Origin of the sequence: Hymenobacter bucti (assembly GCF_042681145.1) — a bacterium.
Taxonomy (GTDB): domain Bacteria; phylum Bacteroidota; class Bacteroidia; order Cytophagales; family Hymenobacteraceae; genus Hymenobacter; species Hymenobacter bucti.
On the sequence record NZ_JBHUFD010000018.1, the window covers coordinates 761,940 to 782,402 of the forward strand.

Sequence of the window (20,463 nt, forward strand, 5' to 3'; positions counted from 1 at the left end):
TATTCAGTCGGCTCATTGCTCCTTATTAATTGCTCATTGGAAAAGTGTGCATTTGGCGTGGTTCTGGCATCTTTGGGGCAGTTCCTCCCGTTCTGCTCATGCGCTACCTGCTGCTGTTTGGCCTGTTTGGCTCCCTTTTGATGACTGCTTTTCTGGCTGATTCGGCTGCGCCCGGCCCCCGCCCGCCGCTGCCCGCGCAGTGGAAGAAAATCGATGCTCTGCTCAAAAAAGACCAGACGGCCACCGCCGCGCCGCTGGTGGAGCAGCTATATCAGCAGGCCAAGCGCGACAACAACGCCCCGGCCTACGTGCGGGCGCTGCTCTACAAAATCAGGCTGCTCAATAATAAGGAAAACGACGCCGACGAAAAGGCCATCGCCCTGCTCGAAGCCGACCTGAAAACGGCGCAGTTTCCGGCCCGCCCCATCCTGCACTCGCTGCTGGCGGGCCTCTACGCCAGCTACTACAACGGGCACCGCTACCAGCTCTACGAGCGCACCCGGGGCGCCGCGCCCACCGCCGACCAGGCCACGCCCGGCGCCGCCGACGGCGGCACCACCCTCGCCACCTGGGATGCCGGCCGCCTGGGCGGCGCCATCGTGCGGCACTACTACCAGTCGGTGGAGGATGAGCCGCAGCGCCAGCTGAAAACCACCCTGGCCGCCCTAGGTGACCTGGCCACCGGCGGCGACGCCGAAGGCCGGGCCCTGCGCCCCACGCTCTACGACCTGCTGGCCCAGCGCGCCATTGCGGGTCTGCAAAACCAGGAGCTCTACATTACGCGGCCCGAGCAGCAGTTCCAAGTAACGGACCCTAAGCTATTCGGTAGTGCTCAGGAGTTTGCAGCGCTGAAACTCGACGCCCCGGCTGCTGACTCGCTCAATGGCCAGCTGCACGCGCTGCGGCTGTTGCAGCGCCTCACTGCCGCTCGCCTAGGTGCCAATAACCCGGCCGCGCTGGCTGATGTGGACTTGCAACGCCTCGACTACCTGCACGGCCTAACCCAAAACACCGACCTCGCCGATGAGTACGTGCGCGCCTTGGCCCGCTTGGCCGACGCTTATAAAGCTCTGCCCCTCAGTGCCGAGTTCATGGCCCGCCAGGCCGAGGCCCGGCGCGAAGCCGACCCCGTGGCCGCCGTGGCCCTGGCGCGGGCGGCCGAAGCGCGCTATCCTAAGTCGCGCGGCGCGGCGCGGGCGCGGGCCCTGCGCGCCGAGATTGAGCGGCCGGAAGTAGCCTTTACGGCGGCCGATATCGTGGTGCCCGGCCAGCCCTGGCGCCTCGACGTAACGGCCCGCAACGTGACCGAACTGCACGCTTGGGCCTACCGAATCACGCTGAGAGAGTGGGAGCAGGGTGCCAATTACGACCCGCAAAACCGCCCGTTGGCGCAGCGCTATGCCCGGGCCCTCAAAGCTGCCCCGGCCGCCACCTGGGCCGTGCCGGTTCCCGCGCATTCGGTTGGTTACAAAGAGCAAAAGCTGGCGGCGGCGGGCGCGGCGTTGCCAGCCGGCTACTACCTCATCTTGCTCAGCAACAAGGCTGTGCTCTCGACTGACCCAGCCGCGAGCAAGGCGCCAGTTGGCACCGTAACGGCCTACGCCCGACTAGGCGCTAGCCAGCTGAGCCTCGTGCATCGCCCCACAGCGGCCAGCGGCAACACCACCCTGCTGCTGCTCGACCGGGCCACCGGCGCCCCGCTGGCCGGGGTAAAAGCCCAAGCAACCTTCAACGTTTACAACCGCACCAAGCAGCGCGATGACCGCCGCCTGGGCGACGTGCGACCCACCAGCGCCAGCGGCGAGGTAGAGCTGCCGGGGCCCAACAAAGCCAGCGATGCCCTAGGGCGCGAGCAGCTGAGCGCCGTGCGCTCGTGGCTGGGCCGCGACACGCTGCTGACGCCCCTGAACGCCTACTATTCTGCTGGCGGCATTCCTAATGCCGCGCAACCCCAGCGCCGCATCTTCCTCTTCACTGACCGTGCCATCTACCGGCCGGGCCAAACGCTTTATTTCAAAGGCATTCTGACCGAGAGCCTAGGTGCCAAAAGCAACCTGCTAACCAGCCAGCCGATGAGCGTGCGCCTCGTGGATGTGAATGGCCAAACCGCCCAAACGCTGACCTTCACCACCTCCGACTACGGCAGCTTCAACGGCTCGCTGGTGCTGCCCACCGGTTTGCTCAACGGCGAGATGAGCCTGCAAACCGACCACGGCAGCCTCAGCTTCGCGGTCGAAGACTACAAGCGGCCCACGTTTTTGGTAACGCTCGACTCGGTGCCCGGCCGGCCGCAGCTGAGCCAGCCACTGACCCTGAACGGCCGTGCCCGTGCCTACGCTGGGCAGGCTACCGACGGAGCCACCGTGAAGTATCGTATTACGCGCCGCGAACTGTGGGTACTCGATTATGGCCTGCGGGGGCGCGGCATCGGCGGCCAGCGCGGCACCCAAGAAATTGCTCACGGCACCACCGCTACCGATGCCGAAGGCCACTTCTCACTCACTTTCACGCCGCCCGCCGTGCCCGCTGCCAAGCCGGGCCGCCGGGGTTGGGAACCGGGCTATCTATTTGAAATAACCGCCGACGTGACCGACGCGGCCGGCGAAACCCGCACCGGCACCCGCAGCGTGGTCATCGGCCGCAATCCGCTCCAATTACAACTCGCCGGCCCCGAGCGGGTGGACCGCCAGCACCCGCCCACCGTCACGCTGCTCGGCACCAATGCCACCGGCGAGCCGCTGCCCGCCGCCGGCACGCTGCGCCTGCTGGCCCGCCGCTACCGCCCCAACCTGCCCGGCGTGCCCGGCCCCGCCCCCGAAACCGAGGACAACGAAGCCCCCACCGAGCTGGTCAGGACGCTGCCCTTCGATACCAAAACCAGCCCCGCCCTCGACCTAGGTGCCCTGCTGGCCGGCGTGCCCACCGGCCGCTACCGCCTCGAAGCCCAGGCCGCCGCGCCCGACACGGCCGCCCACGCCCACCTCGATTTTGTGCTCTACGATGCGCAGGCCAGTACCGTGCCCTACGCCACGCCCGATTGGTTTACGGTGCCCGCCGACACGGTGGCTCCTGGCGGGCGCACGCTGGCGTTACTGGGTAGCAGTGAAGCCGACACCCGCATCCTGCTCGAAGTAGAGCGCGGCGGCCAGCTCCTGCGCCAGGAGTGGCTGACGCTGCGCGCCGGCGAGCAGCGCCGCCTGGAAGTAGCGAGTGGCCCCGCCACCGCCCTAGGGCCGCTCTACATCCACACCACGCAGGTGCGCGACGGCCACCTCTACCGCCACGATGCCACCGTGCAGGTGGCCGAGCAGCCCCAGCCGCTGCGCCTCAGCATCGCCACCTTCCGCGACCGGCTCCAGCCCGGCCAGAAGGAAACCTGGCGCGTGACCATCCACCAAGCCAACGGCCGGCCCGCCGAGGCCGAGCTGCTAGCCACGCTCTACGACCAGAGTTTGGACGTGTTTCGCAAGCACAGCTTTATTGGGCTGGACTTTGGTGGAGAGTATTACCCGGCGCGGTTTGCCTGGCAGGGATATTTTAGGCAAACTAATTCGGAGTTACTTGGCATTGCTTACGCGAGTGCACAACTCGCTGAAGTGCGCTACCCTATGCTCAATGGCTATGAGTTGAACCTTTCCGCACCAGTGGCAGAGGTAATAGAGAATAAAGTCTATACTAACGTCCCAATACGTATTCGTGGGGCGGTTTCCCGAATGGCAATGACGGCTGCGCCAGCGCCCATGGCTTCGGCCGCAATGGCCGATGGCGCAGCGTTGAATGAGACTGTGACTGTTGGTTACGGCACACCTAAAAAGCCTACTATTCCCGACCTCACCACCGTCCCCACCCGCACTGACTTCCGCGAAACGGCCTTCTGGCAGCCCGCCCTGCACACCGACAAAAACGGCGACGTGGTCCTCGAATTTCAGATGCCCGAGGCCGTGACGCGCTGGCAGTTGCTGGCCCTAGCCCACGACAAGAGCTTGCACACCGGCCAGCTGGCCCGCCAACTCGTGACGCAGAAGGAAATCCAGATTACGCCCAACGCGCCGCGCTTCTTGCGGCCGGGCGACGCGTTTACTTTTCCCGCCCGGTTCTCGAACCTCACCGACCACGCTCTAGGTGGCACGGCCCAGCTATTCTTGCTCGATGCTGCTACCGGCCAGGACATTACCAGCCAGCTAGTGAAAGGCAGCGCCCAGCAAACGGTGTCGGCCGCTGCCCACCAGAGCGTGGCCCTAGGGTGGCAACTGAGCCTGCCCGCCGACTTTGCGCCCGTGGCCGTGACTTACCGCGTGGTAACCCAGGCTGGGGGAGAAGTGGTAAAAAGCAAGCGTAGCAAAAAGCAAGCAGCCCCAAGCGCCGCTTACTCTGACGGCGAGGAAAACACCTTGCCCGTGCTGCCCAACAAGATTCTCATCACCGAAAGCCTGCCGCTGCCCCTGGTGGGCGCCGGCACCCGCACCTTCGAACTGAAGAAACTCACCGGCCCCGGCAGCCCCACCCGCCGCAACCAAAGCCTGACGCTGGAGCTAACCGCTAACCCCGCCTGGTACGCCGTGCAGAGCCTGCCCTACCTCATGGAGTATCCCTACGAGTGCTCCGAGCAGGTATTCAGCCGCCTCTACGCCAACCTGCTGGCCGCTCAGATTCTGAAAGCCAATCCGTGCTTCAAAACCGTGCTGGCCGAGTGGCAACGCCAGGCCCAAAGTGGCACCTCCGCGCAGCGTGAGCAGCTCAGCAGCAAGCTCGCTCAAAACCAGGACCTCAAAAACCTGCTGCTGCAAGAAACCCCCTGGGTGCGCGACGCCCAAAGCGAAACCGAGCGCCTGGCCCGCCTAGCTACCCTCTTCGATGAGCCGCGCCTGCAAGCCGAAACCGCCCGCGCCCTGGCCAAGCTGCAAGCCATGCAGCTGCCCGATGGCTCGTTTCCGTGGTTCGAGAAAATGCCCGCCGACCGCTACCTCACCCAGCTCATTGTGGCGGGCTTCGGCAAGCTCAAAAAGCTAGGTGCCTTCGATGCCACCCAAAACGATGCCGCCCGCCCGCTGCTGCAAAACTCCCTGCGCTACCTCGACGCCGCCACTGCCCGCGACTACGCCGAGCTGCGCCAGCAGAAGGGCGTGCCGCTCGCCGCCGACCACCTAGGCGACCTCGCCGTGCAGGCCCTCTACGCCCGCAGCTTCTGGCCTCAGCCCGTGCCCCCGGCCGCCGCGCAGGCCGCCTACGCCTACTACCGCGGCCAGGCCGCTACCCACTGGCCTGCCCAAACGCGCTACCTGCAAGCGCAGCTGGCGCTGGCTCTGTACCGCGAAAACAAAGCCGCCCCGGCCGTCCAAACCATCCTGCGGGCGCTTACCGAAAACGCCCTGCACTCGCCCGACCTAGGCATGTACTGGAAAGACGTGCGCGGCGGCTACTACTGGCGCGAGGCCCCCACCGAAACCCAGGCCACGCTCATCGAGGCCTTCGATGAAGTGAAAAACGACCAAAAGTCGGTGGACGAGCTGAAGCTGTGGCTGCTCACCCAAAAGCAAACCCAGAACTGGGAGAGCACCCGCGCCACTGCCGACGCCTGCTACGCCCTGCTGCTGCGCGGCACCGACTGGGCGGCCGCCGCGCCGCCCCTGCAAGCCACCGTGGGCGGCGAAGCCGTGCCAATTACGGGCGTCCAGGCCGGCACCGGCTACCTTAAAACCACTTGGCCCGCCGCCGCCATCCAGCCGGCCCTAGGTAAGGTCACGGTGACCAAACCCAGCGCGGGCGTGGCCTGGGGCGCGCTCTACTGGCAGTACTTCGAGGACCTCGACAAGGTGACGCCCGCCGCCACCCCGCTAAGCCTCGAGCGCCAGCTCTACCGCGAAACTCGCACCGCCAGCGGCCCCCAATTAGAGCCCCTCACTGCCGCCACGCCGCTGCGCGTGGGCGACGCGCTGGTGGTGCGCCTGGTGCTGCGCACCGACCGCGCCCTCGAATACGTACACCTCAAAGACCAACGCGCCGCCGGCCTCGAGCCCATCAGCCAGCTCAGCGGCTACCAATACCAAAACGGCCTGGGCTACTACGAAAGCCCCCGCGACGCGGCCACCAACTTCTTCCTAAGCGCCGTGCCGCGGGGCACCCACGTCTTTGAATACCGGCTGCGCGCCAGCCAGGCCGGCGACTTCTCAGGCGGCCTCAGCCAGGTGCAATGCCTGTACGCACCCGAGTTTAGGGCGCAGTCGGCGGGGCAGCGGCTGCGCATCGGCGCAGCTACTAAATAGGATAAATCCCAATTCAAGCCCTGCTTGCGCTGGCTGGCGTTAGAGGCACTGATACAGCGTTAGTTGGCCCCGGCTAACGCGAGTAGGGCTTGAAAAAACACCGTTGCTAGAGGTACCCTAGGCTTGCTTGGTCAGGGTCAACGGCTTATTTTTGTTTTTATAACCAACTCCTAAGTTATTGATGCGGAAGTTAATTGCTATTTGTGCCTTGCTGCTGAGCGCCTCGGCGGCCCAGGCCCAAGCCGACAAAAACCCAGCCGTAACCAAGCTGCCTGGTGAAGAAAAACTGAGTATCCGGGAGCGGGCCGAACGCGATTTCCTGATGCCAATCCGCCACAAAAAGATGGCCGAAGCGACGAAGGCCACCGCCTCGTCGGCTGAGCTGGAGAGCACCGCCGCCCCCGAGCTAGACGCCACCGCCCACTACGCCGAAGCCGCCGAAGCCCGGCCCGAAGACATTGCCTTCGTTGCCCGCACCGAGCGCCACACCTCCCTGCGCCACCACAGCCGCACCCGCAGCGCGCGCCACCACAGTGCCGCCACCAAGGCGAAAGCCACCAAGCGCAGCAGTAAGGCCAAGAAAACTACCGCTCACCGCAGCACTAAAAAGGTAGCCGCCCGCAAAACCAAGACGAAAACCAAAAAGGCCACCGTGCACCACACCGCCAAGAAGGTCACTAAAACAAAAGCCAAGCGCCACCGCCGCTAGGTTTTATCCAAGCAACAAAAAGGCCCGGTCAGTACTGACCGGGCCTTTTTGGTTTAAAGTTAAATCGTGCCCGAAGCTAATCGCGGTGGGCCGCCAGCTTTTCGTGGTGGTTGTCCTCTGCTTCTTCTACCGAGTGGGTTTCGCCTAGGTCGTTATCCTCCTTGGCTTTTTCAGCCAGTAGGCAGTAAAACTGGTGGATGAGCCGGATTTCTTCCTCCGAGAAGTCCTGGGCGTTGATGAGGCGGTTGCTGGCGCCCTTGGTAGCCGCCAGCAGCTCGTTAAGCTTGAGGTGCAGCACCAGCGAGTCTTTGTTCTGGGCCCGCTGAATCAGAAAGACCATCAGGAATGTGATGATGGTAGTGCTCGTGTTGATGACCAACTGCCAGGTTTCAGAATATTGAAAAAAGGGCCCGGTAGCGGCCCATAGCAGCACCAGGCCCACCGCGCTTACGAATACGGAGGTAGTGCCCGAGTACTGGGTCGTTTTCTCGGCAAAGTGGCCAAAAAAGGATTGCTTAACGTGGGCCATGCGCGAAAATGAAAAAAAAAGATGAGCAGGCAAAGCTGAGCTAAGACCTTGCCAAAGAACTAACAGGCTTCATGAAGGACAATTGAAGCGCTTAGTTTTTCAAGCAAATTCGGGCCAATAGTTGCGCAGAAGCGGATTGAGGGCGTACATTTGCACCCGCTTTACCACCTCAGTAAAGCCGGCCCCTGGGTCGCTCCAAATTACCGATTGCCCTTTGCGCACGTGGTGAAACTGGTAGACACGCCATCTTGAGGGGGTGGTGCCTTCGGGTGTGGGAGTTCGAATCTCCCCGCGCGCACGCAAAACAAAAAGCCCGCTGCAAAGCGGGCTTTTTTGTGTCCGGCCGTAGCCCAAAGCGCCGCTTCGCGCAGCGCCAAGGTCAGCCCGTTGCAATTCCCACACGCTGCGCGAAGCGGCGCTTCACGCTACTAAGCGGTGTGCTCAAACGGATTGCCGGGCACCACTAACACCACGCGCTCGCGCTCGACTACTACCTGTCCCGGCAGCGCGCCCTTGGGCTTGCGCACAAACTTCTTGGGCGTGACCGTGACCGGGCACAGCGAGTCGTGCTGGCGGCGCGAGTACCAGCCCGCCAGCTGCGCGGCGCGCTCCACCACGGGCTCGGGCACCGGGTGCCCGGCGCGGTGCCGGATAACGACGTGCGAGCCCGTCACGTCCTTAGCGTGCAGCCAGAGGTCGTCCTTGTGCGCATACTTTTGGGTGAGTAGGTCGTTGTTGGCCGCGTTGCGCCCCACCAGGATAGTGAAGCCGTGGTCCTCAAACACCTTGAAGGGTAGCTCCGGGCCAGCGGCCTTGGCTGCGGCCACTGGGTCGAGGCCGTGCTGCTTGCGCCAGGTGCGCAGGCCGCGCAGTTCCAGCAGGCCAGGCTGGGTGTCGAGCTCTTCGAGCAGCTCCAGCGTTTGCAGCGCCTCATCCTCGCGCCGGGCGATGCGCTCGCTGAGCTGGCGCTCTTCTATCTGCTGGTTCTTGGCCTTGCGATAGAGGTTTTCGGCGGTGCGCTGGGGCTTTTCGAGGGGCTTGAGCTTGAGCACTACCGGTTCGTTGGTGTAGAAGTCGATGACCTCGAGCTGCGCGGCGCCGGGCTTGATTTCGTGCAGGTGCGCCATCAGCAGGTCGGCGCGGTGGCGGTAGCCGGCCTCGTGGGCCAGCGCGTGCAGGCGTTGCCGCGCTAGGTGGGCGCTGGTGCTGGCTTCGTCGGCTCGGCGCGTTAGCAGCTGGTGCAGCTGGCGGCGCTCAGTTTCGAGGGCCCGCCGCCCCAGCGCGAGCGGCACAAAGCGCCGCAGCGCCCCCACGGGGTCATTGCCCGGCAGGGTTTGTAAAATGGTACCTAGGGGCACCAGGCTCAGCCGGGTGCGCCCGTCGAGCTGCACGAGGTAGTAGTGCGCCGGCTTCTCCAGCTCGGTCAATAATTCCTGGGCCAGCTGCTGCTTGACTTCGGGCGGGGCGGGGTCATAGCCGCGCTGCTCGCGCAGGAAGCGGGCCGGTAGGTCAGTTAGCGCGGGCGGTAGCTTGCCAGTTGCGCCAATGGGCGGGACGTCTGCTGTCGCGGCCGGCTGCAAGTCAGCGTCGGCGGCGTAGCGCTGGTGAAACAGCTGGGCCGGCGCGCCAACCCCAGGCCGGAAGATGGCATTAGGACGCGGCCCGTAAAGTTTGAAATCCAGCGTGGCGCCCTCTTCGGCAAAAGCGAACCGGAGCACCCGGTCCTGGGGCCAGGCGCTGACTGCGGCCACCGTGCGGCCTAGGAGCTCGGGCAGCAAGTCCACTGAGTTTTGGCGCGCCCGCTGGAAAGTTTCGGGCAGGGCCAGCGCCGGAAAAGCCGCGCCCAGCTGGGCTTTCAGCCAGAACTCCGCGCCGGTTTCGCTCAACAGCCCAATGACCAGTTCGTCCTTTTCCTGCGAAAAGCAGCTGGCTACGCGGTAGCCCCGCAGCTGCTCGGTAAGGGCCGGAGCCAGCTGGCGCAGGAAATAATAGTTGGTGTGCATGTTGAGAAGAGGACTGGCTTAGCTTACGTCTTGGTCAGTAAAAGCGCTTGCCCAAAATAGCGTTCAGCGCGGCGAATATCCAGCCAAAAAAGGCCAGTCCAAAACAAGGCCATAACGCCCGGTAGCAGCAGCGGTATCAGTACATCGGCCGGGCGCGATAGCCGAATACCCCCGGCAGCGATGGCCAGGAAACAGAAGCTGGCTAGCAGCTCCGATACAGTAGCACGAACGGTTAATTGCACAACCGTGCCAGCCAAAGGCACGCTGGTAGGGGCTGCCAGCCAGCGCCCTCGCACGACTACGCCGCTGGAGCGACCCCAGCGCATCCGAGCCCGGAAAGATTGATTGGAAGGCACTACCTCGCCCCAGCAGGGCAGGTAGCGGATACCTAGCCACCAGAAGAAGCCCGCCGGGCGCGGCGGTACCGTGTGCTCAAGCCGCCGTAGCAGGGCCGTTGGGGGCAGCGGCGAGCTGTACTGACGCCTCAGATAAACCAGTAGGTGCATACCGCAATCATATCGCCCCAATGTGCGACGAATTACACCTCAATCTTCAGCCCGTCATACGCCAGCCGAATCCATGGCGGCAACTCTGCCTCGACCTCGCGGTGGCGGCCTAGCTGGTGGCTGATGTGGGTGAGGTAGGCCCGCCGGGGCCCTAGGTCCTCCAAAACCTCGACGGCCTGCGCTAGGCTAAAGTGTGAGATGTGCGGCTCGCGGCGCAGCGCATTCAGCACAATGGTATCGGCCCCGCGCAGCTGCTCCATCGTTTCGGGCCCGATGAAGTTGGCGTCGGTGAGGTAGGCGAAGCCGCCAATGCGGAAGCCCAGCACCGGCAACCGGTAGTGCAGGGCCCGCAGAGGCTGCACGGCCACGCCCGCCACGTCAAAGGGCTGGTCGTCGCGCTCGATAGGGTGGAGGCTCACCTGGGGCACGCCAGGGTATTTCTGCTCGGCAAAAATGTAGGCAAACTCCTGCTTAAGCTGCCGGATAACGCGCGGCTCGGCGTGCACGGGCATCTCCTGCTGCTGCCGAAAGTTAAACGCCCGAATGTCATCAAGGCCCGCCGTGTGGTCCTTGTGCTCGTGGGTAAAGAGCACCGCATCGAGGTGGCTGACGCGAGCCCGCAGCATTTGCTGCCGAAAGTCGGGGCCGGTGTCAATAACGAGGCTGCGGTCGCCCACGGCCACGTGCACCGACACCCGCAGGCGCTGGTCGCGCGGGTCGAGCGAGCGGCACACGGGGCAGTCGCAGCCTATCATCGGCACGCCCGAAGAGGTGCCCGTACCGAGAAACGTGATAGTCACTTTGAAGTTAAGAGTTAAAAGTTAAGAGTTAAGAGTTTGCGGGTAAGCGTTAGCAATTGGGTATCTGGCCACCCTTTACAAGTGAAGACCAGGCCAGTTGCTAACGCTTAACTCTCAACTCTTAACTCTTAACTCACACACTACCCTACGTACTGCCGTACCATGCGCACCAGTTCGTCAAAGTTGAGAGGCTTGGGCAAGTATGCTGTGACGCCGGCGGCCTGAAAGTCGGCCATGGTATAGTCATTGGCGTTGCCGCTGATGGCGATAACCGGCAGCGAGCGGATGCGCTCGTCGGCATGGGCCCGAATGTCGCGGGTGCACTGCATGCCATCCTTCACCGGAATGTTGATGTCCATCAGGATGCCATCAACGGTATTCTTCTCGAGTTGCGGCAGCACATCGCCCCCGTTCTTCGCCAGTAGGATTTTGTATTTCTGCTGCTCCAGAATTTTACGCGTAAGGTTCAGAATAACGGAGCTATCCTCAGCAATGAGGATAGTCTTGGGGGTGTTTTCAGCAGGCATTGAGTAGGGCAGGTAGCGAGTGGAACAACGAGAGAACGAACTAGATAAGAGAGAATTAGGACAGGCTGTCGGCCGTAGCGGGTAGCGACTCGGGGGCGGCTACTACGCTAGGGTATACAGCTTTGAATTGAGCAAAGTAATGTTGTAGAAGTTTAAATTCGATGGGCAGGGCTGCAATGGTCGAGCTTTTGAGCAGTTGCTCGATGCGCAGGGCCTGTCCCGCCAGGGCTACAAGCCCTAGGGTAGCCGCTGTGCCTTTGAGCTGGTGCATAAGCGGATGCAGGCCTTCCCAACTGGCGGCGCTCACGCACGCGGCAGCCTGGGCGAGCAGCTCGCCGGCCTCCTGCTCGAAGTCAGAATAAAGGTCAGCCGTGAACTCGTGGCCCCCGAGCTGCCGAAGCTGACTAAGCACTTCGGTATCGAGCGTGACGGGAGCCGGCGTGGCCGCGATGACGTTGGTGGGCGCGGGGGCAGTTAGCGGCTCGGGCAACCAGCGGGCCAGCATATCGGAGAGCTGCTGGTGCTTGACGGGCTTGGCAAGGTAGTCGTCGAGGCCAGCTTGCACGAAGCGCGTGGCGTCGTCAGGCATCGAGTAGGCCGTCATGGCGATAATGGGCGGGCACTGGTCACCTAGGCGGGCTTTTATCTCGCTGGTGGCCGCGATGCCATCGAGGCCAGGCATCTGGATGTCCATCAGGATGAGCTGGTACCCGGCATCCAGGGCCGTAGCCCGCGCAATGGCCTCGTAGCCATCGCTCGCAATCTCGACCTCGCAGCCCAGCTTATCGAGCAGGCGGGCTGCTACTTTTTGGTTGATGGCGTTGTCGTCGACCAGCAGAATGCGCGGAGCGGGGCCCGAGGTGGGCAGCAGCAGCGCGGGCGGTAGCGCCACCTTCACGGCCGGCGCCGCATCGTCGCCGAGGGCAATCAGCGGGGCTGTGGCCACCCGGCAGCGGATGGTAAACCAGAAGACGCTGCCTTCGCCGACGCCGGAGAAAACTCCGATTTCGCCCCCTAAGAGCTCGGCCAGCTCCTTGCTGATGGCCAGGCCCAGGCCCGTGCCGCCAAAGGCCTTGCTGGGCGTGGTATCGAGCTGCGTAAAGCTGGTGAAGAGCCGCACGGCATCGTCGGGTGAGATGCCGATGCCCGAGTCCTGCACCGCGAAGCGCAGCGTGTGAAACTCGCCTTCCATGGCTACCGACGACACTACCACGCTCACCGTGCCGTGGGCCGTGAACTTGAGCGCGTTGGCTACCAAGTTTGATAGAATCTGGAGCAGGCGCATCTCATCGGTGATGATGAGCGGCGGTGTGTGCGAGGTGATGTGGTAGGTAAAGCGCAGGTTTTTCTGGCTGGCGCGGTACGCAAACAGCGAGTGTAGCCGCTCGAGCAGCCCGCGCAGGGCCAGGGGTGCTTCTTGCAGGCGCAGCTTACCGGCCTGGATTTTGGACAAGTCCAGAATGTCGTTCAGGATGGTCAGTAGCGCATCCGAGCTTTTGCGCAGCGTGTCCACGTAGTCGGCCTGCTCGGCACTGAGACCGGTTTGGTGCAGCAGGTCAATCATGCCGATGATGCCGTTCATAGGCGTGCGCAGCTCGTGGCTCATGTTGGCCAAAAACTGCGTTTTGGCGGCCAGCGCGGCTTCGGCTTCTTCTTTGGCTAGGCGCAAATCGTCCTGAATCTGCCGCATTTCAGTTACGTCGCGGGCAATGCCTTCGGTGCCGCTCGGCGTGATGCGCGAGTTGATGAGCACCGTTACGGGGCGGCCATCCTGGTGGCGGAGCTGAATTTCGCGGTTGCGCAGCTCGCCGCCGAGCCGCAGCTCGCTGGTCAGGGTGAGGGGTTCTTCTGGATGGTAGTAAAAGTCCTGCACCAGCTTGCCCAGCACCTCGCTCGGCTCGTAGCCTAGGATATCGCGCACTGAGGGGCTCACGATGGTGAAGAAGCCCTCGTCGTCGGTGCGGTAGTAAATATCCTGGAACGACTCAAAAATTGAGCGAAATTTCTCTTCCTGCGCCGCCAGCGCCAGCTGCGAGTTCTTGCTTTCCGTGATGTCCTGGGCGCGGGCCGATACTTCCTCAAACGACCCGTCGGGCAGGTAGATGGGGTTGAGGCTGACGCTGCTCCACAGGGGATTGCCTGACGAGTCGGGCGTATTCACCTCAAACTGCTGCGGCTGGCCTTGCAGCGCCAGATTGTAGTAAGTCGCGATAACATCGTGCGTGTCGGGAGCCGTGGTAACGCGCTCCGTCTCAAACAGATTCATGCCCGGCGTGGGTATCACGCCATTGCGGCGGAAGTAGTTATCGGCGTAGTTGCGGTTGAACGATACGAGGTCGCCGCGCCGCGTCACGCTCCACAGCAGGTGGGTGCCGCTCTCGAAGATGGCGTTGAGGCGGGCATTCTGCCGGGCTAGGTGCTCTTCCTGGCTTTTGCGGTCGATGGCCAGCGCCACTTGGCTCGAGATAAAGTGCAGAATGTCCAGGTCGCTGGGCGCATAGGTATCGGCGCGGTCGTAGTCCTGCACGGCGAGCACCCCAATGGTGCGCTCGCCCACGCTGAGCGGGGCCACGAGCATTACCTCGGGCAGGCGCCCGAAGGCCGTGATGGTACCATCGTGCAGCAGCGCCAGTAAGTCGGCCCGGCTGAAGTAGCGCGGCTGGCCCTGCTGAATCACGTACTCCGACACGCCCGACGAGAACGGCCGCGACGCGCCCGAATTGAGCTGCGGGTACTGGTCGATGTGGTAGGCAAAGCGGAGCTGGGTGCGCTGGTCGTCGCAGAGCGCGATATACAGGTTGTTGGTTTCCAGTATCTTGCTTAGCTCGCGGTGAATGGCACCATAGAGCGCCGGCAGGTCGCGGGCCGAGATGGCAAGGTTGGCAATGCTGTAGTAAACCTTCTGCAGGCGCTCGGCCTTGATGCGGTCGGTGATGTCATGCAGCACCACGCGGGCGCTCAGCGGCTGGCCCGGCGTGCGCACGCAGCTCACTGAGCCGATGAGGTGCACCGGCCGGCCGGTGCGCGTCATGAGCACCGTTTCGAGCTTGTTGAGGGCCTGGCCCTCGTAGAGCCGGCGCAGCTGGTGCAGCAGCTTGGCGCGGTAGTAGGGGTGCACGATGTCGGCCAGCGACCGGCTGGTGAGCTCGTTGGCCTGGTAGCCCAGGGTTTCCTCGCCCGCTTTGTTGATGAACAAGAACGAGTTATCGGCCTTCAGGTGCAGAATAAGGTCGTGCGAGTCGTTGAAAAACTCCTGCAAGTACACCGGCGCCTCGGGGCTGGTGATAACGGGCATCTCCCGCACGGTGCTCAGCTGGTGGCCCGCCGCCCACAGGCCCGATACCTGCCCGTCGGCATCGCGCAGCAGCTGCTGCTGCCAGTGCAGGTGCACGAGCTGCCCGTCGCGGGCCAGCAGGTCGTGCTCGTAGTAGGGCTCAGCCGACTGCTCGCGCAGCACTTGCAGCAGCTCCTGCTGCCGCTGCTCGCGGTAGCTGAGCGGCGAAAACAGCTCGTGGTACGACTGGCCGAGGACCTCGGCGCTGGTGTAGCCGGTTAGTTTCAGCAGCGTCTCGTTAACCTCTACCAGCAAGCCCTGACGGTCGAGCAGAATATAAGCCAGTTGGAGCTGGTCGAGCAGGGCCGCGGCAGGGGGTAGAGTAGGGGAAGGGGGCGCTAAGAAACCTCGCATAATAGCCTATCGGCATCAAGATATAACTACCAATATAAACACGTAGCAGCTTACTGAAGCCTAAATTTGGGGCACAAATTCTGTTCCCACAATTAAATCTAGTATTCCGCCTGCTGTGGTTGCCTCTGTTGCCCGGGCTCGGCGCCTGGTTTTTGCCGTGACCACCGACCTGAACTACGACCAGCGCATGCAGCGGGTGTGCGGCAGCCTAGCCGCGGCCGGCTACGAAGTAGAGTTAATAGGCTGGCAACGAAATGCTTCGCGGACATTAATAGCTCAGCCTTACCGGCAGCACCGGCTGCGCGGATGGTGTCAGAAGGGAAAATTATTTTATTTAGAATATACTATACGTTTGTTCTGGTATCTGCTGCGGCGGCGGGCCGACGTGTGGTGCTGCATCGACCTGGATACCGCGCTGCCGATATGGGCGCGTGCAAAGCTTAGTAACCAATTGTTTGTGTACGATGCGCACGAGCTTTTTCCGGAGGTGCCGGAGGTGGTGGGCCGCCCTAGGGTGCAGCGCATCTGGCAGTGGGTCGAAGACTTTATTGTGCCCCGCACCCAGCTGCGCTACACGGTCGGGCCGTCGCTGGCCCGGCTGTTTGAGCAACGCCACGCGGGGTATCCTTTCGAGGTAGTGCGCAACGTACCGGTGAGGGCGGCGGCCAGCGCGCAGGACCTAGGGGCGGCGCAAAATGGGCAGCCGGTGGCCGCACCTGGTATTGCTTTCGCGCTGAATACCAAGCCACAAGCGGTGGCCACGGCGCCGGTGCTCCTCTACCAGGGCGTGCTGAACGTGGGCCGCGGCCTGGCGCAGCTGCTGGCTGCTATGCCGCTGGTGCCGGCCCGGCTCGTCATTTGCGGGGAGGGCGACTGCTCGGCCGAGCTGCGCCAGCAAGCCGAGCGCCTGGGCCTGCTGGCGACGGGGCAGGTCGAGTTTCGGGGCTACGTGCTGCCCGCCGAACTGCGCCAGTTCACGGCCCAGGCCACGGTGGGCATCATGCTGCTCGAAAACACGGGCCTTAGCTACTATTATTCCCTGGCCAACAAGTTCTTCGATTACGTGCAGGCCGGCGTGCCGCAGCTGTGCATTGACTTCCCTGAGTACCGCGCCCTCAATGCGCAGCACGAGGTAGCCGCCCTGGTACCCGACTTGGCCCCCGCTACGCTGGTGGCCGCGCTGGCCCGCCTGCTCCCCGGCGGGCAGCCCGGCGCCTACCACCAGCAGCTGGCCGCCAACTGCCGCCGCGCCCGCCCCGAATGGAGCTGGCAGGAGGAGGAAAAGGTGTTGGTCGGTTTGTACCAGAAGCTGCTGGCGCGCTAGAAAAGCCTAGCGCGCGAACTTTGTAGTTCGCGTTTGTCCACACGCCGCCAATACTGAACGCGAACTATATAGTTCGCGCTACCCCTATGCTTTCCCCCGAATTACTAGCTCAGCTAGCGTCTACTGCCGCCGACCCGCGCCCCGTGCTGCTCGCCCTGGCGGGCCCTACGGCCGTGGGCAAAACTGCCCTGAGCGTAGCCTTGGCCCAGCACCTGGGCACCGAGATTCTGTCGGCCGACTCGCGCCAGTTTTTCCGCGAGCTTAGCATTGGCACGGCCAAGCCCACGGCGGAAGAGATGCAGGGCGTGCCGCACCATTTTATTGATTCACACAGCATTACGCAAGAGTATAGCGCTGGGCGCTTCGCTGCCGATGCCCTAGGGGTGCTGGGCGAGCTGTTTAAGCGCCTACCCGTAGTCATCCTCACCGGCGGCTCGGGCCTCTACCTGCAAGCCCTTACCGATGGCCTCGACGAACTGCCCGCCGTGGACCCCGCCGTGCGCCTAAGCCTCCAGCACGAGTTGCAGACCCTAGGGCTGCCCGCCCTCGTGGCGGAGCTTGCGGCCACCGACCCCGTGGCCCACGGGCGCATAGACCTGCAAAACCACCAGCGCGTGCTGCGCGCCCTCGAAATCACGCGCGGCACGGGGCGGCCATTTTCCAGCTTTCACACGGGGCCGGCCGCGGCGGCCGCTACGGCCGCGGCCAGGCCGTTTCGGGTGGTGAAAGTGGCGTTGAGCCGCTCGCGCGAGGTCTTGTACGACCGCATCAATCAACGCGTCGACGCGATGCTGGCGGCTGGGCTGCTGGCCGAGGTCGAAGGCCTGGTGCCGTATCGCCACCACCAAGCCCTGCAAACTGTGGGCTACCAGGAGATTTTTGGCTACCTCGACGGTGCCTACGACTACGCCGAAGCCGTGCGCCTGCTTCAGCGCAATACCCGCCACTACGCCAAGCGCCAGCTCACCTGGCTGCGCCGCGACCCAAACTACGTTTGGAGTAATTTGAGTAATGGGTAATGGGTAATGGGCGTAATGCGTTTGCTACTTCCTTGCAGCAAACGCATTACGCCCATTACCCATTACTCAAATTACCTATTTTCTACACGCTCAGTATCTCTACCATGCGCATAAAGCTCTGGTTGATGACCTTGCGCTTGTGGATGGTGTCGTCGAAGGGCGTGTACATGAGCTTGCGGTCCACGATGCCGGCCATCACGTTTTTCATGCCGTTCATCAGGCCCTCCACGGCCGCGATGCCAAGCTGCGAGGCCAGCAGGCGGTCGGAGGCCGTGGGCGAGCCGCCGCGCTGAATGTGCCCCACGATGGTGACGCGGGTGTCAAGCTGAGGTAGGGCCGCCTTCACGCGGCGGGCCACGTTGTGCACGTTTCCCTCCTCCTCGCCCTCGGCCACAATAACAATAAATGAGGTTTTGTGCCGGCTGTAGCTGTTTTGCAGCGTCTCAATCACGGCTTCCACACTCATGGCCGTTTCGGGTACCATCACGATTTCGGCGCCGCCGCCAATGGCGCACGGAATGGCGATGTAGCCCGAGTCGCGGCCCATTACCTCCACAAAAAAGCAGCGGTCGTGCGAATCGGCCGTGTCTCGGATTTTGTCGATGGCCTCCAGTGCCGTGTTCACGGCCGTGTCGTAGCCAATGGTGTAGTCGGTGCCGTAGAGGTCATTGTCGATGGTGCCCGGCGCGCCCACGGTCGGGATGCCGAATTCCTGCTCAAAAATGGAAGCGCCCGTGAAGGTGCCATTGCCCCCGATGGCCACCAAGCCCTCGATGCCAGCGTGCGAGAGCTGGTCAAAGGCCTGCTGGCGGCCTTCCTTGGTCATGAATTTCTGGGAGCGGGCCGACTTCAGGATTGTGCCGCCGCGTTGCACGGTGTTGGCCACCGAGGCCGAGTCCATCCGCACAAACTCGCCCTTAATCATGCCGCTATAGCCCCGCATAATACCGTACACTTCCAGCCCGTGGTACACGGCCGCCCGCACCACGGCGCGCACGCAGGCATTCATGCCGGGGGCATCGCCACCGCTGGTAAAAACTCCAATTCGCTTCATAAAACCGGTTTCTTAAGTAGCGCCAGCTGGCCTCTAGCCAGCGCTGGCAGCCGTTAAGTCCGCAAAGGTCGTACGTGAGCGGCAGTTATTGGGTAAGGCCAGGGTTTTTCGCCGGACATTTTTACGACGCTTGCGTATTAGGCTCACCGTCTTTAGAAAAAACACTAGTTTATCACGCTTTTTCTCCTTATTTTTCGGTCACTTCCCACCCGGCCCGCAGCCGAACATTCTCCACCCTCTTTTCTACCGCTCTATGTTTGGTTTTTTCGAAAATGAGCAGGCCAAAAAAATAAAAGGCCACTTATGCAACCTAGCTTCTTTAGCCAAAGCCGATGGCCACATTGACGACCGTGAGATGAATTTCATTATCACGGTCGGCAAAAAAAATGGTATGTCGGCCCCCAACGTGCGCAAGCTCGTGCTGGGCCAAACTAGCGGTGAGTCGGATATTCCGAGCAACGACTCGGAGCGCTTCGACCAGATTTTTGACCTAGTCGATATGATGCTGGCCGACGGTATCGTGGACGAAACCGAAATGGACTTCTGCATCATGATGGCCGAGAAGCTCGGCTTCCGCAAAGCCATTGTGGGCGTGCTGGTACGCAAAATCTCGCAGGGCGTGAAGGACGCCCTACCGCGCGAGCGCATCAAGGAAGAAAGCCTGGCCTTTCTGAATTACAACAACATACCGCAGCACTAACTCGTCTGAATCGCGGATTCGGCGGATTTTTCGGATTACTCGGATTTTGTAGACGCAAAAAAGGCCATCCGCAAGGATGGCCTTTTTCGTTTTGAAAGGCAGTCGGCTACAAAATCCGAGTAATCCGAAAAATCCGCCGAATCCGCGATTCAGACAGTGGCCTCGATGGCCTGCAGCAGGCCGGCCAGCGCCTGGTCAATCTCGGCCTCGGTGATGGTGAGGGGCGGGGCGATGCGCAGAGAATTATCGCAGAACAAAAACCAGTCGGTGAGGATGTTCTCGTGCGCTAGGGCCTGGTCGATAATGGGCTTGAGCACCTCGAACGACGCAAATTCTACCGCCATCAGCAGGCCGCAGTTGCGCACTTCCCGGATGGCCGGGTGTTGTAGGCCCGCCCGCAGGCGAGCGGCCTTGGCCGCCACGCCGGCCAGTAGGTTCTCCTCCTGAATGACCTGGAGCGTGGCCAAAGCCGCCGCGCAGCTCACCGGGTGCCCCCCAAACGTGGTGCAATGCCCCAGGATGGGATTGGTCTGGAAGCCAACCATGATTTCGGGCGACGAGATGAAGGCGCCGATGGGCATGCCGCCGCCCATGCCCTTGGCGCACACCAAGATATCGGGCACGATGCCGAACTGCTCAAAAGCCCACTGCGTGCCCGTGCGCCCAAAGCCGCACTGGATTTCATCGAGGATGAGCAGGGCGCCGACCTCGGTGCAGCGTTGCCGCACGGCGCCTAGGTAGCCAGGCGCGGGCACCCGCACGCCGGCCTCGCCCTGCACGGTTTCGAGGATGACGGCGGCCGTGTGCGCGGTTATCAGCGCTAGGTCGGCCAGCTCGTTGTAGCGCAGGTGCGCCACGTCGGGCAGCAGCGGGCGGTAGCTGTTCTTGAAGTTCTCGGAGCCGGTGATGGACAGCGCGCCGTGGGTGGAGCCGTGGTACGAATTATAGGCCGAAACCAAGCCCGTGCGGCCGGTGTGGCGTTTGGCTAGCTTGAGGGCGCCCTCGATGGCCTCGGCGCCCGAGTTGGTGAAGTACACCGTGTCGAGGGGCGCGGGCAGGGTGGCGGCCAGGGCGTGGGCGAGGCGGGCGGGCGGAGCCTGTACCAGCTCGCCGTACACCATCAGGTGCAGGTATTTATCAAGCTGGTCGTGAATGGCTTGCAGTACCCTAGGGTGGCGGTGGCCCACGTTGCTGACGCCGATGCCGGAAATCAAATCAAGAATCGGCCGGCCTTCGGGCGTGTACATGTACACGCCTTCGGCCCGCTCGATTTCTACTAGCAGCGGAAACCCGGAGGTTTGGGCCTGGTGGCGAAGAAAAAGCTGGCGGGAGGTAAGCATA

General features: G+C 62.9%; 13 protein-coding genes and 1 tRNA gene. 6 read left to right on the top strand and 8 right to left on the bottom strand.

Going from position 1 to position 20,463, the window contains the following annotated elements:
* The first annotated feature begins 98 nt into the window (after positions 1–98).
* The gene (locus ACFSDX_RS22275; RefSeq protein WP_382317630.1) at positions 99–6,263 is read left to right on the top strand and encodes an alpha-2-macroglobulin family protein; all 6,165 of its coding nucleotides are present in this window, start codon (positions 99–101) and stop codon (positions 6,261–6,263) included.
* Positions 6,264–6,444: 181 nt separating this feature from the next.
* On the top strand, positions 6,445–6,972 hold the full coding sequence (locus ACFSDX_RS22280; RefSeq protein WP_382317632.1) for a hypothetical protein: 528 nt from the start codon (positions 6,445–6,447) through the stop codon (positions 6,970–6,972).
* Between the two features lie 76 nt (positions 6,973–7,048).
* Here the strand turns inward: ACFSDX_RS22280 and ACFSDX_RS22285 are convergent, their stop codons facing one another.
* Positions 7,049–7,501 (bottom strand): low affinity iron permease family protein, encoded by a 453-nt coding sequence (locus ACFSDX_RS22285; RefSeq protein ID WP_382317634.1) that lies wholly within the window; start codon positions 7,499–7,501, stop codon positions 7,049–7,051.
* A gap of 216 nt (positions 7,502–7,717) precedes the next feature.
* On the opposite strand from ACFSDX_RS22285, the gene ACFSDX_RS22290 reads away from it, so the two are divergent.
* Positions 7,718–7,799: transfer RNA gene (locus ACFSDX_RS22290), tRNA-Leu, on the top strand.
* A gap of 130 nt (positions 7,800–7,929) precedes the next feature.
* On the opposite strand, the gene ACFSDX_RS22295 is transcribed toward ACFSDX_RS22290, so the two are convergent.
* The 5 genes from ACFSDX_RS22295 to ACFSDX_RS22315 form a co-directional block, all read right to left on the bottom strand.
* Entirely contained in the window at positions 7,930–9,504 is a 1,575-nt protein-coding gene (locus ACFSDX_RS22295; RefSeq protein ID WP_382317636.1) for an NFACT RNA binding domain-containing protein, read from the bottom strand.
* Positions 9,505–9,527: 23 nt separating this feature from the next.
* Positions 9,528–10,010, bottom strand: coding sequence for a hypothetical protein (locus ACFSDX_RS22300; protein WP_382317638.1), 483 nt, complete (start codon positions 10,008–10,010; stop codon positions 9,528–9,530).
* Between the two features lie 32 nt (positions 10,011–10,042).
* Positions 10,043–10,810 (bottom strand): MBL fold metallo-hydrolase, encoded by a 768-nt coding sequence (locus tag ACFSDX_RS22305; protein ID WP_382317639.1) that lies wholly within the window; start codon positions 10,808–10,810, stop codon positions 10,043–10,045.
* Positions 10,811–10,950: 140 nt separating this feature from the next.
* Positions 10,951–11,337, bottom strand: coding sequence for a response regulator (locus ACFSDX_RS22310; RefSeq protein WP_382317641.1), 387 nt, complete (start codon positions 11,335–11,337; stop codon positions 10,951–10,953).
* Positions 11,338–11,392: 55 nt separating this feature from the next.
* A complete protein-coding gene (locus tag ACFSDX_RS22315; protein ID WP_382317643.1) occupies positions 11,393–15,025 on the bottom strand; it encodes a PAS domain S-box protein in 3,633 nt (1,210 codons plus the stop codon).
* Positions 15,026–15,377: 352 nt separating this feature from the next.
* Between ACFSDX_RS22315 and ACFSDX_RS22320 the strand changes: the two genes are divergently transcribed.
* The gene (locus tag ACFSDX_RS22320; RefSeq protein ID WP_382317645.1) at positions 15,378–16,349 is read left to right on the top strand and encodes a glycosyltransferase; all 972 of its coding nucleotides are present in this window, start codon (positions 15,378–15,380) and stop codon (positions 16,347–16,349) included.
* An 86-nt stretch (positions 16,350–16,435) separates the two neighbouring features.
* Positions 16,436–17,368 (top strand): tRNA (adenosine(37)-N6)-dimethylallyltransferase MiaA, encoded by a 933-nt coding sequence (miaA, locus tag ACFSDX_RS22325; RefSeq protein WP_382317647.1) that lies wholly within the window; start codon positions 16,436–16,438, stop codon positions 17,366–17,368.
* Positions 17,369–17,450: 82 nt separating this feature from the next.
* Here the strand turns inward: miaA and pfkA are convergent, their stop codons facing one another.
* Complete coding sequence (gene pfkA, locus ACFSDX_RS22330; protein ID WP_382317649.1) at positions 17,451–18,422, bottom strand: 6-phosphofructokinase; 972 nt, start codon at positions 18,420–18,422, stop codon at positions 17,451–17,453.
* A 253-nt stretch (positions 18,423–18,675) separates the two neighbouring features.
* Between pfkA and ACFSDX_RS22335 the strand changes: the two genes are divergently transcribed.
* Entirely contained in the window at positions 18,676–19,122 is a 447-nt protein-coding gene (locus ACFSDX_RS22335) for a tellurite resistance TerB family protein (RefSeq protein WP_382317651.1), read from the top strand.
* A gap of 149 nt (positions 19,123–19,271) precedes the next feature.
* Here the strand turns inward: ACFSDX_RS22335 and ACFSDX_RS22340 are convergent, their stop codons facing one another.
* Positions 19,272–20,462, bottom strand: a complete 1,191-nt coding sequence (locus ACFSDX_RS22340; RefSeq protein WP_382317653.1) for an aspartate aminotransferase family protein — start codon at positions 20,460–20,462, stop codon at positions 19,272–19,274.
* Position 20,463: the final 1 nt, after the last annotated feature.